Origin of the sequence: Haloterrigena sp. H1, from assembly GCF_005938085.1 — an archaeon.
Taxonomy (GTDB): domain Archaea; phylum Halobacteriota; class Halobacteria; order Halobacteriales; family Natrialbaceae; genus Natrinema.
The window spans coordinates 2,632,307-2,647,234 of record NZ_SMZK01000001.1; the positions used below are offsets into that span (position 1 = coordinate 2,632,307).

General features: G+C 65.5%; 13 protein-coding genes and 1 tRNA gene. 6 read left to right on the plus strand and 8 right to left on the minus strand.

Translation table 11 applies throughout. The features are described from left to right. The first annotated feature begins 79 nt into the window (after positions 1–79). The 6 genes from E2L06_RS13195 (at position 80) to E2L06_RS13220 (ending at position 8,368) form a co-directional block, all read left to right on the plus strand. Complete coding sequence (locus tag E2L06_RS13195) at positions 80–1,009, plus strand: NAD-dependent epimerase/dehydratase family protein (protein ID WP_138782079.1); 930 nt, start codon at positions 80–82, stop codon at positions 1,007–1,009. A 113-nt stretch (positions 1,010–1,122) separates the two neighbouring features. Then, the gene (locus E2L06_RS13200) at positions 1,123–2,328 is read left to right on the plus strand and encodes a lysylphosphatidylglycerol synthase transmembrane domain-containing protein (RefSeq protein ID WP_138782080.1); all 1,206 of its coding nucleotides are present in this window, start codon (positions 1,123–1,125) and stop codon (positions 2,326–2,328) included. 7 nt (positions 2,329–2,335) lie between these two features. Continuing rightward, positions 2,336–3,517: an alpha-1 4-glucan-protein synthase gene (locus E2L06_RS13205; RefSeq protein WP_138782081.1), complete on the plus strand. Its 1,182-nt coding sequence runs from the start codon at positions 2,336–2,338 to the stop codon at positions 3,515–3,517. 39 nt (positions 3,518–3,556) lie between these two features. Then, positions 3,557–4,726 carry an extracellular solute-binding protein gene (locus tag E2L06_RS13210; protein ID WP_138782082.1) on the plus strand — a complete coding sequence of 390 codons (1,170 nt, stop codon included), beginning with the start codon at positions 3,557–3,559 and terminating at the stop codon, positions 4,724–4,726. Beyond that, on the plus strand, positions 4,723–6,336 hold the full coding sequence (locus E2L06_RS13215; RefSeq protein ID WP_138782083.1) for an iron ABC transporter permease: 1,614 nt from the start codon (positions 4,723–4,725) through the stop codon (positions 6,334–6,336). Before E2L06_RS13210 ends, E2L06_RS13215 begins: the two co-directional genes overlap by 4 nt. Positions 6,337–6,355: 19 nt before the next feature. Further along, complete coding sequence (locus tag E2L06_RS13220) at positions 6,356–8,368, plus strand: glycosyltransferase family 39 protein (protein WP_138782084.1); 2,013 nt, start codon at positions 6,356–6,358, stop codon at positions 8,366–8,368. A 70-nt stretch (positions 8,369–8,438) separates the two neighbouring features. On the opposite strand, the gene E2L06_RS13225 is transcribed toward E2L06_RS13220, so the two are convergent. The 8 genes from E2L06_RS13225 to ilvA all read right to left on the minus strand — a co-directional run bounded on the left by E2L06_RS13225 (position 8,439) and on the right by ilvA (position 14,815). Then, the gene (locus E2L06_RS13225) at positions 8,439–9,188 is read right to left on the minus strand and encodes a dolichyl-phosphate hexose transferase (RefSeq protein ID WP_138782085.1); all 750 of its coding nucleotides are present in this window, start codon (positions 9,186–9,188) and stop codon (positions 8,439–8,441) included. Positions 9,189–9,262: 74 nt separating this feature from the next. After that, entirely contained in the window at positions 9,263–10,900 is a 1,638-nt protein-coding gene (locus E2L06_RS13230) for a GMC family oxidoreductase (protein ID WP_138782086.1), read from the minus strand. Further along, positions 10,897–11,415: a gluconate 2-dehydrogenase subunit 3 family protein gene (locus E2L06_RS13235; protein ID WP_138782087.1), complete on the minus strand. Its 519-nt coding sequence runs from the start codon at positions 11,413–11,415 to the stop codon at positions 10,897–10,899. Before E2L06_RS13235 ends, E2L06_RS13230 begins: the two co-directional genes overlap by 4 nt. Before the next feature lie 97 nt (positions 11,416–11,512). After that, positions 11,513–12,226 (minus strand): SOS response-associated peptidase, encoded by a 714-nt coding sequence (locus E2L06_RS13240; RefSeq protein ID WP_138782088.1) that lies wholly within the window; start codon positions 12,224–12,226, stop codon positions 11,513–11,515. 554 nt (positions 12,227–12,780) lie between these two features. Further along, positions 12,781–12,861, minus strand: a tRNA-Ser gene (locus E2L06_RS13245). A gap of 47 nt (positions 12,862–12,908) precedes the next feature. Continuing rightward, complete coding sequence (locus E2L06_RS13250) at positions 12,909–13,154, minus strand: hypothetical protein (RefSeq protein WP_138782089.1); 246 nt, start codon at positions 13,152–13,154, stop codon at positions 12,909–12,911. Between the two features lie 15 nt (positions 13,155–13,169). Continuing rightward, the gene (locus tag E2L06_RS13255) at positions 13,170–13,550 is read right to left on the minus strand and encodes a Rid family detoxifying hydrolase (protein WP_138782090.1); all 381 of its coding nucleotides are present in this window, start codon (positions 13,548–13,550) and stop codon (positions 13,170–13,172) included. A gap of 53 nt (positions 13,551–13,603) precedes the next feature. Then, complete coding sequence (gene ilvA, locus E2L06_RS13260) at positions 13,604–14,815, minus strand: threonine ammonia-lyase (protein ID WP_138782091.1); 1,212 nt, start codon at positions 14,813–14,815, stop codon at positions 13,604–13,606. Positions 14,816–14,928: the final 113 nt, after the last annotated feature.

The window sequence follows — 14,928 nt, forward strand, 5'->3', positions numbered from 1 at the left end:
GCTCTTTCGTTCTTACGAGCGCCGGCTGCTCGCTGACGGAACTCAACAGGATTAACATCCCGTCAGCAAACCATCGACCATGTCTCTCTCGAGCCGACACGTACTCGTCACGGGCGGTGCCGGATTCATCGGGTCGCACCTGACCGAGCGCCTGCTCGCCGACGGCGCGGCCGTGACCGTCGTCGACGACCTCTCGAACGGCGACCGCGATCGCATCCCGGACCGAGCGGACTTTCTCGAGGCCGACCTCACCGACCCCGACGCCCTGGCGGGCCACCTCGACGATATCGACCTCGTCTTTCACCTCGCGGCGTCGAAACACGTCGACACCGACCGGCCACACGGCCAGTTCGACGACAACACGCGAATGACGCGCAACATTCTGGAGGCGATGGCCGACGCCGACGTGACCGAGATCGCCTACACCTCCTCCTCGACGGTCTACGGCGAGGCACCGCGGCCGACGCCGGAGGATTACGCGCCGCTCGAGCCGATCAGCGCCTACGGGGCGAGCAAACTGGCCGACGAGGGGCTGCTCTCGGCGCGGGCCCACAGCCACGACCTGACCGTCTGGAACTTCCGCTTTGCGAACGTCGTCGGCCCGCGACTGCGCGGCGCGGTGATCCCCGACTTCATTGAGAAGTTGGAAGACGACCCCGAGTCGCTGACAATCCTCGGCAACGGCCGCCAGGAGAAGTCCTACCTGCACATCGAGGACTGTCTGGATGCGATGCTCCATGTCGTCGACAACGCCGACGACACGATGAACACCTACAACCTCGGGACACGGACGACGACCTCGGTCGACCGGATCGCGACCATCGTCGCCGAGGAACTCGGCGTCGACCCCGAACGCGAGTACACCGGCGGCGAACGAGGCTGGACCGGCGACGTCCCGAAGATGCGCCTCTCGATCGAGAAGCTGTCGGCGCTTGGCTGGGAGCCACGCCGCTCGAGCGACGAGGCGGTGCGCCGTTCAACCCGCGAGCTCATCGACGAACTACGCTGAGCGCAGGGATTGGGGACGGTTTACTTCTGCAGAAACGGCCTCGAGAGCAACCATCGAGCCCGTCCGGTCGTGTTTTAGGTGGGCTTAAATATCTGGGCTCGAAGGACTCGTGCATGAACGATGGGGGCGAGCAATCGGGCTCGCAGGATACCGACGCCGGGGCGAGCGTACGGAACGGTGACGAGCCACCGCTCGGGACCGCTGCCAGTGGCTCGGAACGCAGCGGACTTGCCGAATTGCTGACTCGCCGCCGCCTGACGATCGCTGGAACGGTTCTCGTGTTGGCCGGGCTGTTCGTCGCCGTCCGGGAACTCGATATTCGGACCATCACCGCCGAAATCTCGAGCGCCGATCCGGTCGTCCTCGGGGCTGCAGTCGTCGTCTACGCCATCTCGTGGCCGCTTCGTGGGCGACGGTACGGCGACGTACTCGCTGCGATGGATCATCGCAGTGGTACCACCATTGCGACAGTCGCCGTCTTCGTCAGCCAGACGGCCAACCTCGCGATTCCGGCCCGGGCAGGTGACGCGGTGCGTGCATACGTGATGAACCGCCGGCGGAACGTCCCCTACGCTGCCGGATTCGCATCGTTGACCGTCGAACGACTGTTCGACCTGGCGACGATCGCGACGCTCGGGGTGCTCGCGACGGCGTGGCTCGTGATCGGCGGCGAGACCGGCCCGCTCGAGCTCGTCGCCGAGGCCAGCGGCGCGCGGACCGCCCTGCTGGCCGCGGCAGCCGTGAGCACGGCGACTGTCGGCGTCGGTGCCGTCGTCGTCACGTCCGCGCGGGCCGATCACGGACTCGGCGCGTGGCTCCGCGCACAGGGACGAGAGTGGCCGCGACTCGAGAGCATCCTCGAGGCCGCAGTCCAATTCGCAAGTGATGTGCAAATCGTCGTCCGCCAGCCGCGTGCGCTGGCTGTGATCGGGGCCGGGAGCCTGCTGGTGTGGTCACTGGACGTGCTCACGGCAGTGCTCGTCCTCGCGGCGCTCGACAGCGGGCTCTCGATCGGAGCGTTGCTCTCGGTCGGGACGCTGGCGGTCAGCGTGGGCAACCTCGCGAAGGTGTTGCCGCTCTCTCAGGGCGGCGTCGGACTCTACGAAGCGGCGTTTACGGCGCTCGTGGTCGGGTTGACGCCCATCGGTGCAAGCGTGGCGCTGGCCGCCGCGATCGTCGATCACGCGCTGAAAAACGGGGTGACGCTGGTCGGTGGGACAGCAGCGGGTACCTGGCTCGGGCTATCGCTATCAGACGCGACGGCGGGGTCGGAGGCGACGCGAGAAACCGGTAGTGTTTTAGGCGAGCCTAAAAAATAGAGGACCAATGAGTCAGGATATCTGTGTGATCGTCCCGACGATCCGGGAGTACGAGTGCATGCGCTCGTACTTCGAGAACGCCCGCGAGCACGGCTTCGACCTCTCGCGGCTCCACGTCGTGCTCGTCACCGAAGATTTCTGTGAGACCGACGCGATGGAAGCGATGCTCGAGGAAGAAGGCGTCTCCGGCGAGGTCTTCGACGGCTCCCGCCGCGAGGAGTGGTACGAGGACCACGGCGTCGCCGAGTACAGCCACGTCGTGCCGGCGGCGAGCCACGCCGAGACGAGTTTTGGCCTGCTCTACATGTGGGTCCACGACGAGTTCGACTACGGCTTCTTCATCGACGACGACACCCTCCCCCACGACGACGAGGACTTCTTCGGCACGCACATGGAGAACCTCGCCTTTGCGGGCGAGATCGAGGAAGTCTCTTCCGACGAGCAGTGGGTCAACGTTCTCTACCAGAACGCCGACGAACACGGTCTTTACCCGCGTGGCTATCCCTACTCGGCGATGGACGAGACGGTCGAGACCGACACGGCCGAGATCGACGGCGGCACGGTCGTCGCCTCGCAGGGGCTGTGGACCAATGTCCCCGACCTGGATGCCGTCCGCATTCTGATGGACGGCGACTTGGAGGGGCAGGCCCAGACCCGTACTACGTCCGACGACTTCGGGGACGACTTCGTCGCCGCACGGGACAACTACCTCACCGTCTGCTCGATGAACCTCGCCTTCCGGCGCGAAGTGATCCCCGCGTTCTACCAGCTTCCGATGGACGACAACGAGTGGGACGTGGGCCGGTTCGACGACATCTGGTCGGGCGTCTTCCTCAAACGCGCTTGCGACGTGCTCGGCACGCGGATCTACAACGGCGCGCCGCTGTGTGAGCACAACAAAGCTCCACGCAGCACCTTCGACGACCTCAACAACGAGGTGCCCGGCCTCGAGCTCAACGAACACCTCTGGCGGATCATCGACGAGGCAGGTGCAGACGCCGACTCCTACGCCGCCGTCTTCGAGGCGATGGCCCACGAACTCGCCGACGGTGACTGGTCGGCATACAACAACGGTGCGTTCTTCAATTACGTCGGCGAATACATGCTCGAGTGGCTCGAGTGTCTGTCGACGCTCCGGTCGGCGGCCGGCCTCGAGGCCGACCGCGCACACGTCGTCGCCGACGATTGAACCGTCAGCTATAAGTTTTTAGGTTGGCCTAAATCCACTATGATGGACGATAGAGACGATAACGGAAACAGCGTGGTTTCACGCCGGAACGCACTGCGAGCAGGGTCTGCATTCGGCGTCGCCTCGCTTGCGGGCTGTTTAGGACTGTTCGACAACGAGCAGAACGCTGAGGTTCCGTCGCTGTCGGAGTTTCGGGGCTCGGGTACACTGGTCGAAGGGCGTCCCGCACCGGGTGGGACGTCCATCGAGGAGCTTCCGGATCTCTCCGGAGACCTCGCCCTCTATATCGGCGGTGGCGAAGGTGGCATCTACTACGACTTCGTGGAGATGCTTCAGAACATCTATCCCGATTTCACTGTCCACTCCAACTCCAACTCGTCGTCGTCGCTGGCCCAGACGATCGTCGAAGAAGTCGATGCCGGTGCGACCGAGGCAGACGTGTTCTGGTCGATCGACGCCAGCTCGCTCGGGTTCGTTGCGGACAACGACGCCTACGAACCGCTCTCCGATGCAGCGGTCGAGCCGGTGGGCAACAGCCAGTTCGTCGGCGACGACAGCGCGTGGGCCGGCGTCGCCGGGCGTGCACGTGCCGTCCCGTACAACACGAACGAGTTGAGTGCGTCGGACATTCCGTCTACCGTCCAGGCGTTCCCCGAGACCAGTGCCCTGCAGGGAACGATGGGGTGGGCTCCGACCTACGGCGCGTTCAAATCGTTCGTGACGGCCATGCGGCTGATCGAGGGCGAAGATGCGACCCGCCAGTGGCTCGTCGACATGCGAGAGGCCGGCACCGAGCGCTACGGGAACGAATTCGCCGTCTCACAGGCGGTCGCCGACGAGGCGCTGACGGCCGGGTTCGCGAACCACTACTACGCGATGCGTGTGAAAAACGGACGACCGGACGCGCCGATCGATCTGGCCTTTACCGAAGGCGACGCCGGCGCGCTTATCAACGTCGCCGGTGCGATGAAGGTCAAGGGGACCCAACGGGGAGAACTGGCCGACAACTTCGTCCGTCACCTGCTCTCCGCCGAGGCACAGGAGTTCTTCGCGACGGTCAGTTTCGCCTACCCGATGATCAGCGGCGTCGCTCCGGTCGGTGGACTCCCAACGATCGACGAACTGAGTCCACCGGACATCAATCTCGCGGAGCTCTCGAACCTGGAACCGACGCTTGACCTGATGGACGACGCTGGCGTCTCAGGATGACGATCCGCGGCTTGGTTGCACGGACTATCGGGCGCGCAACTGGCGACGACGGCGGGGCAACAGACGTCGGACTCACCCTGCTCGCTGCGGCCATCGCAGCCGTACTAGTACTGCCGCTGACCTGGCTGGTCATCGACGCCGTCGGACTCGGCGATCGAGCACTCGAGCTCGCCGTCGCCCCCCAGACGCTCGAGGTACTGGTGAGAAGCGTTGCCCTCGTCGCGATCGTCACCGGCGCGAGCGTCCTCGTCGGCGTTCCGCTCGCGGTGATAACGGTTCAGGGATCGATTCCCTTCCCCCGGTTCTGGACCGTCCTCGCGGCGCTGCCGCTTGCGGTGCCGAGCTATCTCGGTGCGTTCGCGTTCGTGTCGGCGTTCGGGCCGCAGGGCGAACTCGCTGATCTCCTCGCGCCGCTTGGCATCGAGTCGATCCCGTCGGTCTACGGGTTCGCTGGCGCGGCGTTCGTCCTGACGCTGTATACGTATCCGTACGTGTTTCTGACGACGCGAGCGTCGCTGCTGTCACTCGACGGCTCGCTCGTGGAGGCAGCGCGGACGCTCAACGCCGGCCGCTGGACGGCGTTTCGGCGGATCACCCTCCCGCAGATCCTCCCGGGAATCACTGCCGGGGCGTTGCTCGTTGCACTGTATGCCCTCGCGGACTTCGGCACGCCAAACATCATGCGCGTCGAGGTGTTCACGCAGTTCATCTATGCCCGGTACAACGCCTTCGCCCGTGACTACGCGGCGTTGCTGTCGCTGCAGTTGCTGACGGTGACGGCGCTCGTCCTCGCGCTCGAGTCACGGATCGGCGTCGACGAGTCGGGAGCGTACGAAAGCAGCGGCCATCGCGGGAACGCCAACCTCGATCTCGGGAGGTGGCGATACGTGGTGTTGCTGTTGCCGGCCGCTATCGCGTTGCTGGCGATCGTGCTCCCGATCGCCATCTTCGCGACGTGGCTGACGGCAGGTGGGCCGGGCTATCAGGGCGGCGGACTGGCGTTCAGCTGGGAGTACGGCTTCAATTCGGCGTACGTCGCCGTGCTCGCTGCTGGCGTCTCGATCCTCGTGGCGCTGCCGATCGCGCTCGCGTCTGCCACCTCGGACTCACGGCTCGCGGAACTGGCCGACCGCGCGCCCTATATTGGCTATGCGACGCCCGGGATCGTCCTGGCGATCGCGTTGCTCAGCTTCAGCCTCGACGTCCTGCCGGCGGTCTACAAGACGGTGCCGTTGCTGGTCTTTGCGTACGTCGTTCGCTTCATGCCCCAGGCGATCGGCTCGATCAAGACCTCGACGTTGCAGGTAGATCAAGAACTCGTCGAAGCGTCCCGGACACTGGGGCGGTCACGGCTGGGAACGTTCAGAACGGTGACGCTGCCGCTGATCCTGCCGGGAGTGGCAGCGGGGGCCGCGCTCGTCTTTCTCACGACGATGAAGGAACTGCCCGCGACGCTGATGCTGCGCCCGCTCGGTTTCGAGACGCTCGTGACCTACATCTGGGAGGTCGAGGAGGCCGGCCTGTACGGACAGGCAGCGGTTCCAGCGCTCGTCTTGGTCGCCATCTCGGGCCTGTCGATGGCCGTCATGCTCGCACAGGATGGCCGGTGATGATTGTGACGACTGACCCATGAGACGACGAACGTGGCGGGCAGCGGTCGTCGCCATTGCGCTTGCCGGCGCCCTCGCCGTCTGGCTGCTCGCGACGCGAACGTTTCCGTATCACTCGCTCAATCACGACGAGGGCGTCTATCTCCAGCAGGCAGCGATGCTGCTCGAGGGGCAACTGTTCATCCGGCCACCCGTCGAGGAGAGTTTTCGTCCCTGGTTCTTCGTCGACGACGGCGGCCGGCTCTATCCGAAATACGCGCCCGTCCCCGCGGCCATTTTCGCGCTCGGGAAACTCGTCGGCACCCCTCGACTCGCGCTCGTGGGTGTCGCCGCTGCGACGCTCGCGCTCGTCGCCTTGGTCGTTCGCGAGGTGTTCGATCGGCGGACCGCCATTGCGGCCGCCGTGATCATGCTCTGTTCGCCGCTATTCCTGATCGACTCGGCCGTCTTCCTGCCGTACGCGCCGACGACGATGCTCAACCTGGCGTTTGCCTACGGCTACCTCCGCGCCGACCGGACGGGCGACTGGCGCGTTGCCGGGGCGGCTGGCGCAGCGATCGGCCTGGCCTTTTTCGCGCGGCCGTACACGGCGGTGCTGTTCGCGACGCCGTTTATCGTCCACGCGTGCTGGACACTCGTTCGGGAGTCGCGAGCCGCCCCCCCTAGACAACTCGCAACGGCGGCGTTCGGACTGACAGGCGTCGGGCTTGCATTGGCCTACAACGCAACCGTAACCGGCTCGCCGCTGGTGTTCCCCTACGAGGCGTTCGCACCGCTGGACGGGCTCGGCTTCGGGCAGCGCCGGATCCTCGACCACGAGATCGACTATACGATCGAGTTGGCGCTGCGCGCGAACGCGCGGGTGCTCACGCAGTTCGCCACCGAGTGGATCGCGGGCGGCGTCCTCGGCATGGCCGTCGCAGCCGTCGGGGTCGGTGTCACCGTCCGGCGCGGGCTCTCGCCTCGCGAGGCCATCCTCGCCGGGCTGCTCGTCACCGTCCCCGTCGGCAACGTCTACTTCTGGGGCAACATCAACATCCTCGGGGACCTCGAGCGCGCCGGCGATGGCCTGATCGCCACCCACGGCCCGTACTACCACTTCGATCTGCTGGTGCCGGTCGCGGCCTTCGCCGCCGTCGGCGCGCTGGCGCTGGCCACCGGGGCTCGCCGACTGGCCGACCAGCGGCTGGAACCGCAGCCCGCACGCGTGGTGTTCGTCGCGGCGCTGCTCGTGAGCGGACTCGCGATCGGCGGTGTGACGGCGGCAAGCTTCGACGAGAAACTCGATCGGAACGCGGCCGTGACCGACACCTACGAGGAGGTCTACGCGCCGCTCGAGGACGGCCCGTCCGAGCGATCGGTCGTCTTCCTCCCGACGCCGTACGGCGACTGGCTCGCCCACCCGTTCCAGGCGCTTCGTAACGATCCGGACATCGACGGCCAACGGGTGTACGCCCTCGACGAGCGGCCGTTCGCCGTCGTCGACGCGTATCCCGATCGGTCGCTGTACCGCCTCGCCTATCGCGGTGCCTGGGCACCCCATGCCGATTCGCCACAGGCGTCGCGGCTCCAGCGGGTCGACCACGTCGCCGGCTCTGCGGTGGAATTGAACACCACAGTCGGCGTCCCGCCGACAGCCGGGGGGGTTACGATGACCGTCACGACTGACGACGACAGCGCCACCGCCGTCGCTGCGAACGTCTCGGAACGAACACCCGTTCGACTGACCGTCACCGACGGCACCGTGCGCGTCCACGGGGCAACCTGGGACGGCAACGAGTCGCTCCCCATCGACGACCGGGACGACATCGTCGTAGACGTGTTCGTCGATCAAGGGCCTGGCAGCAGTTTCAGCTACCGACTCGAGCTGCCGGTTCGCACGGAGGGAGACACCGTCCGGGCACTAACACCCAGAGTCGAACGGTGCAGTTCCATTCGGGATTGTGGCGGCGAAGCGGGGTACGTTCCCGATCAGTCCCCGGATGGCTTGTTCGTCCGGACCGAACTCACCGTTCCGGACGCGAACGGATAGATTCGATCGGCGGCTCAGCGGGGACGCGATGAACTGTCGCCACCCTTCGAAAACGAAAGACGATCGTCGACTACTGCTGTGTCGGCTCGTGGGGGAGTTCTCGAAGTCGTTCCTCGAGCGAGACTTTGACGATCGACCTAGCGATCTCGGCACCGCCTTGCAACGGATCCAGCTTCGTCTCGCCGGCACGTTCGCGGTACTCGATGGGATGTTCGCGGATGTCGTACCCTCTCATCAGCGGTCGGATCAGCAGTTCGGCCGAGAGGCCGGTGTTTTCGGTCCACTCGATCGACTCGATCACCTCGCGCCGGTAGGCGCGCATCCCAGTGGTGGTGTCGTGGACGCGAGTCCCCATCAGCAGGCTCGCGATCGCGGCGAAGGCGTGGTTGCCAAAGCGGTTGAACGCCGGCATCGCCTCGGCACCGTGGTACAGCCGATCACCGCTGACCACGTCGTGGCCCTGGTTGATCAACTCGAGGAACTCCGGCAGTTGCTCCATCGGATAGGTGTCGTCACAGTCAGTGGTGACGACGATCGGCCGGTCCGGTTCCGTGATCGCTGCGTGGACGGCGACGCCGTACCCCTGTGGCTGTTGCTCGATGACCGTCGCGCCGTGCTCGCGAGCGATCTCGGGTGTGCGATCGGACGAGCCGTCGACGCAGACGACCTCTGCCTTCCCGTCGGTGACCTCGTCGATGTCCGCGAGTACTTTGCCGATCGCTTCCTCTTCGTTGTACGTTCCCATGACGACGCTGACGTCGTCGAAGGTGTACTCGTCCTCGTGGCTGTCCATCATCTCGGGCTGCTCCCCGGTACTCATTGGCGGTACTCGCCGCCGACCACATTTATAGTTTTAGGTTTGCCTAAAACAGAATGGGTCGCAAGCGATGGACGCTACAGTCGCTCGAGGACGTGATCCGCAGCCTTCAGCGCCAGCGCCGCGATCGTCAGCGTCGGGTTCATCGCGCCGCCGGTCGGGAAGACGCTGCTCGAGGCGATCCAGCAGTTTGCGAGATCGTGGGTGCGGAGGTCGGGTCCGACGACGCTCTCCGTCGGATCGTCACCCATCCGAGTCGTCCCCATGTGGTGATACGCCGGACCCGTGTTCTCGGGGCCGACCTGCCAGGTGATCTCCGCGCCGAGTTCGTCGAGAATCCGTTCCTGAATCCCGTTGACGCGCTCGATGGTTCGCAACGCTCGCTCACCCACGTTCCAGTGGACGTCCGGAACCGGATTGCCGTGATCGTCTGTCGTCGACGCGTCGAGCCCGACGTAGCTGTCCTCGCGGGGGAGTTGTTCGACGAGGCCGCCCATCCCGATGTGATTGCCGTACTCCGACTGGAGCCGTGCGAGCAAGTCGTCGCCCCAGTCGTCGCCCGTCAGCGCCATCCCGACCGGGGAAGGGCCAGCGTAGTTGAAAAACTCGAGTTTGAACGGGGCGTATTCCTCATCGGCCTCGTCGTAGAACTGGTGGGACTCGCTCGTGAGAAAGCCGACGTGGTTCTGTCGGGTGGGTTCGTCGAGAACGCCACCTGTGCCGGCGAACAGGTGATCCATGAAGAAGTTACCGACGAGGCCGCTCGAGTTGGCCAGCCCGTCGGGATAGTGACTCGACTCGGAAAGCAAGAGCAGGCGTGGCGTCTCCACGCCGCCGCAGGCGATCACGAAGGCGTCGGCTTCCTGCCGATACTCCTCGCCGCCGGGCGTCGCGTAGACGGCCGCCTCGATCGCATCGGGGCCGTGCTCGAGGCGCTGGACTGGCGCGCGGTCGATCACCGTTGCGCCCGCGCGCTCGGCACGCTCGACGTGGACGGTGGCGTCGTACTTCGCGCCCGAGGGACAGACCGGCTGGCAGGTGCCGTAGCCGACACAGGCGCTGCGGCCGTCGTAGGCCTCCGAGTTGCGGGCATTGGGGACGGAGTGCATCGCGATCTCGAGGTCGTCGCAGGCCTCGGCGAACAGCGAGTCGCTGTAGGACGGCCGAAAGGCGGGCATCGGATGGGGCTCCTCGCGGGGCGGCGCGAACGGGTTGTCGTCGGCCCCGGCCACGCCGAGTTCTTGCTCCGCGGCGGCGTAGTACGGCCGCAGGTCCCGATAGTCGATCGGCCAGTCGGTCCCGACGCCGCGGACGCTAGCCGAGTTGAAATCGGCCCCGTGGAGCCGCATTACCATCCCCTGCCAGTGGAGCGTCGAACCGCCGATACCCCTCGAACGGGCGTAGTTCAGCGGGTAGAACCACTCCCCCGAGTTCTCGTAGGCGTCGCGCTCCGGATCGCTGTCCCAGACGGCGGGCCGATCGTAGGCCGGCCGGATCGCCCGCTCCTGTCTGGCGAGTCTATCGGCCGAGTCGAACCGCGATCCGGCCTCGAGCACGACGACCTCGCGGCCGGCCTCAGCGAGGCGATCCGCGACGAGTCCGCCCGCGGGCCCCGCGCCAATCACGCAGACATCGGCGTCCCCGACGGGGGTTCGGTCGGCGTCTGTATCGGTCGCTGGCGCCGCCGACTCGGCGGGCGGCCGATCCCAACTCACGCGTTCGGCCCCCGTTGGTAGCTCTCGAGCCCGCCGGGATGTCCCTGCGGGTTCTCGATGCCGACCAGCTCCCCGCCCGTCGGCGAGGCATACAGCGCCAGCAAGAGATCGTTGACCACGTAGTAGCGGACTCGTTCGCTCGTCGTTCCGGTTGGATCCTCGTCAGCGGTGTCTACATCGAGATTCCGAAGCACCTGCTCGCGATCCGTAACCGACAGCGCCGCAAACGACTCGTCGTACCAGAACGTCGCATTGTCGTCCAGCTCCGTGACCGTCTCGTCCAGTCCGGCGACGTGTGTCGGGTCCTCGAGTCGGCCCTCGAGGAACGCCTCGACGAACGTCGCCGTGCCGGAGATCTCGCTCGGATAGACGACATCGGCGGCCGCGACCAGCGTCTCACGGAGCCGATCGACGTCGACCGGCTCGGATCCGGGTGGGGCTACACAGCCTGACAGCGTCCCACCGACACCGAGTGCGGCCAGCGCGGCAACCGCGTCTCGCCTGGTCAGCTTCATTGGCGAAGATTAGGTAAGCCTAAACCATATATTCGTTGGAACGGAACGGTCGTCGACGACGGGACGAGTCCCCCGTCGTGGACCGCGCCGGAGTCAATCAGACCGTTTCGACCGGCTCGATCAGCGACGGCTCGTCCGTCGCCGGATCGTTCACTGCCGTCGATACCGGCTCGGCACGCATCTCGGCGGCCGGGGACGGCTCGAGTACGTCGTGGCCGACCTCGCCCGTCAGCCACCGCTGCTCGGCGTCAGGATCGAGGATTACCGCCATCCGGTGGTGGAGGTCCGCGACGAGGTCGTTCGGTTCCGTAGTGATGATGGTAAACGTCTCGAGGGGTCCGGTATCGGTCCCGTCGGCGACGCCGCCACCGAAGGCATCGAGGCCGGTCTGGGTCGTCTCCGGCTCCCAGCGTTCCCAGAGACCAGCCATCGCGAACACCCGATCGTCCTCGAAGGTTACTCGGTAGGGCTGTTTCCCGTTCTCGGCCTCGACCCACTCGTAGAACCCGTCCGCGGGAACGAGACACCGTCGGCGTTCGTACGCCTCCCGAAAGCTCGGCTTCTCGGTGACAGACTCGGCTCGCGCGTTGATGAGCCCGCCGCTGTCGTCGTCGGCCCACGACGGCACCAGGCCCCACTCGAGGCGCTGTATCGTCTCCGGCTCGGCGTTCGTAATCACCGGTAGCGACTGTCCCGGTGCCATGTTGTAGCGCGGGCCGAAACCCGACTCGGCCTCGTCCTCGCTGAACCGGGCATCGAACCGCGCCTCGAGGTCGTCCTGCTCGACGACGAGCGTGTAGCGACCACACATATCCGACCTCTCGGGCCGTGACGGCAAAGGTCGTCCGCTCGAGACAAGTCGGGCCGACATCGGTCGGTAAACGGTCGGTAGGCAGTCCTTACCACCAGGTACGGAGGTGGTACGGACCCTGTTACGATATCACATCACAGTAGAGTTGGCGTCGGGGTCATCATGGACGACAGATACGAAATGGTGGTGTGTCAAAGCGGCAGACTGAAACTCAGAGATCCGGATGACCCCCACTGCTGGATCGCGACCGATTCCCCCGTGGAACTCGAGCAGTAATCCAGCGCCTCCTTCGCGTACCCCTACCCTTTCGCACGGCAAACACCAGCGTTGGCACTGCGTCGCACCGGTCACAGATTGGGGCACACCAGCGACGCGTCGCTCAACAGGTGTTGAATCACAAGATTACCAGGACAGGGATTGAACCACGCGAAGACGGTCGATCTCACTCCGTTCGATCGCTGCGTCGTCTCTCGTTCAAATCCTGCGTGTGGCGTTTTTCGAATCCGGATCGCTCGCGTCGCTACGCGCCGCTCGCGAGTGTTAGATTCGAAAAACGCCAGGACAGGGATTTGAACCCTGAATCCCAAAGGGAACACGCTTTCCAGGCGTGCGCCTTACCGTTCGGCCATCCTGGCTCACGTCATCCTAACCGCGTCCGTGGTTTAACCCTTACGAGATACGGTCACTTCGTCGTGCGGTTGGCCGCCCACGCTGCAAGCCGTGGCTCGAGCACGTACGCCCCACCAGCTGCGACGGAACCGACCACCAGCGCCAACGCCAGTGCCTGCGTGATCGGCACCAGGGGGTCGACGAGCAGCGTGTAGCCCTGGACGCAAACCAGCACCGACAGACAGCCGACGAGTCCCCACAGCAGGGCCGACGTGACGCGGGCCTCGAGTCCGAGCAGCGCCGAAAACGAGCCGGTCACGGACCAGTCACCGCCTCACTCGAGGCTCGCGATCGCTTCGATCTCGACGCCGACACCCTTCGGGAGCGCACCGACTTCGACGGCGCTTCTGGCCGGCGGCTCGTCGTCGAAGTAGTTGGCGTAGGCCTCGTTCATCGCCTCGAAGTCGTCGATGTCCGCGAGGAAGACGGAGACTTTGAGGATGTCGTCGGACGACGCACCGGCTTCGTCGAGGATGGCGTCGAGGTTGTAGAGGGCCTGTTCGGTCTGGGCCGCGATCGGCTCGTCGTCGAGCAGTTCGCCGTCGGCCGTCAGGGGGATCTGGCCGGCGGTAAAGAGCAGTGAGCCGTTGCTGGTCGCCTGACTGTACGCACCGACCGCGGCGGGGGCGTCGTCGGTGTCGATGACGCGTTTCATATCCCACGTCTCGGTCGGCGCCGGCTTAAAACGGGGTGGAACAGGGACCGCACTCAGGCCAGCACGTCGACTTCGTAGCCCGCCTCACGGAGGTCGGCGAGGAACGCGTCGACGTGGTCGGGGCCGCGCATCTCGAGTTCGATCTCGACTTCGGTGTCGCTCATTTCGACCTCGCGGGAGGTCCGATCGTGGTGGATCGCGTAGATGTTCGCTCGGTGGGCAGTGAAGATGTCCAGCAGGTCCTCAAGCGCGCCTGGCCGGTCTTTGAGCACTGTTCGGATCTTCAGGTAGCGACCAGTCTCGACCAGCCCGCGGACGATAACGTTGGTGAGCGTGTTGAGATCGATGTTGCCCCCACAGAGTGCGGGGACGATGACCTCGTCCTCGTCGTAGTCGAACGTCTCGAACAGGACGGCCGCGAGCGGAACCGCGCCCGCGCCCTCGACGAGGGTTTTCGAGCGCTCGAGCAGGTAAACCAGCGCGACGGCGATCTCGGGATCGGAGACGGTGACGACCTCGTCGACGTACTCCTGAATGTGGGGGAAGGTCTGCTCGCCGATACTGCGGGTTGCGATCCCGTCGGCGATCGTATCGACCGCGTCGATCGAGACGCGTTCGCCCTTTTCGAGCGACGGCGCTGCGCTCGAGGCCCCTTCGGCCTGCACCCCGATGACACGCGTGTCGGGTTTTTGCTCCTTGATCGCGGTCGCGATGCCGCTGATCAGCCCGCCGCCGCCGATGGGAACGACGACCGTCTCGACGTCGGGGCAGTCCTCGACGATCTCGAGGCCGATCGTCCCCTGTCCGGCCATCACGTACTCGTCGTCGAAGGCGTGGACGTAGGTCCGCCCCTCCTCGCGTTCGATCTCGTGGGCGCGGTCGGCGGCCTCGTTGTAGTCCCGGCCCGCGAGAACGACCTCGGCACCGTAGCTTTTGGTCGCTTTGACCTTCGAGATCGGCGCGTATTCGGGCATGACGATCTTCGAGTCGACGCCCGACCGTGTGGCCGCAAGCGCGACTCCCTGTGCGTGGTTGCCAGCGCTCGCGGTGACGACACCGGCTTCCTTTTGTTCCTCGGAGAGCGTCGCGATCCGGTTGGTCGCCCCGCGGATCTTGAACGCCCCCGTCCGCTGGAAGTTCTCGAGTTTGAGATAGATCTCGGCTCCGGTCATCGCCGAATAGGTATGTGAATGCTCGAGGGGCGTCTGTCGAGAGGTCTCCCGGACCCGTTCGCGCGCCTCGAGAATATCCGCGAGTTCGAGCATACACCTGTCTACTCGGCGTGGGGTGTAAGGATTACTGTCGGAGAGCGGGGAGCCGTTCCGGGCCCACCGTCGTCCCCCAACAGGGATGTGCTACAGGACGTAGCACGACAGGG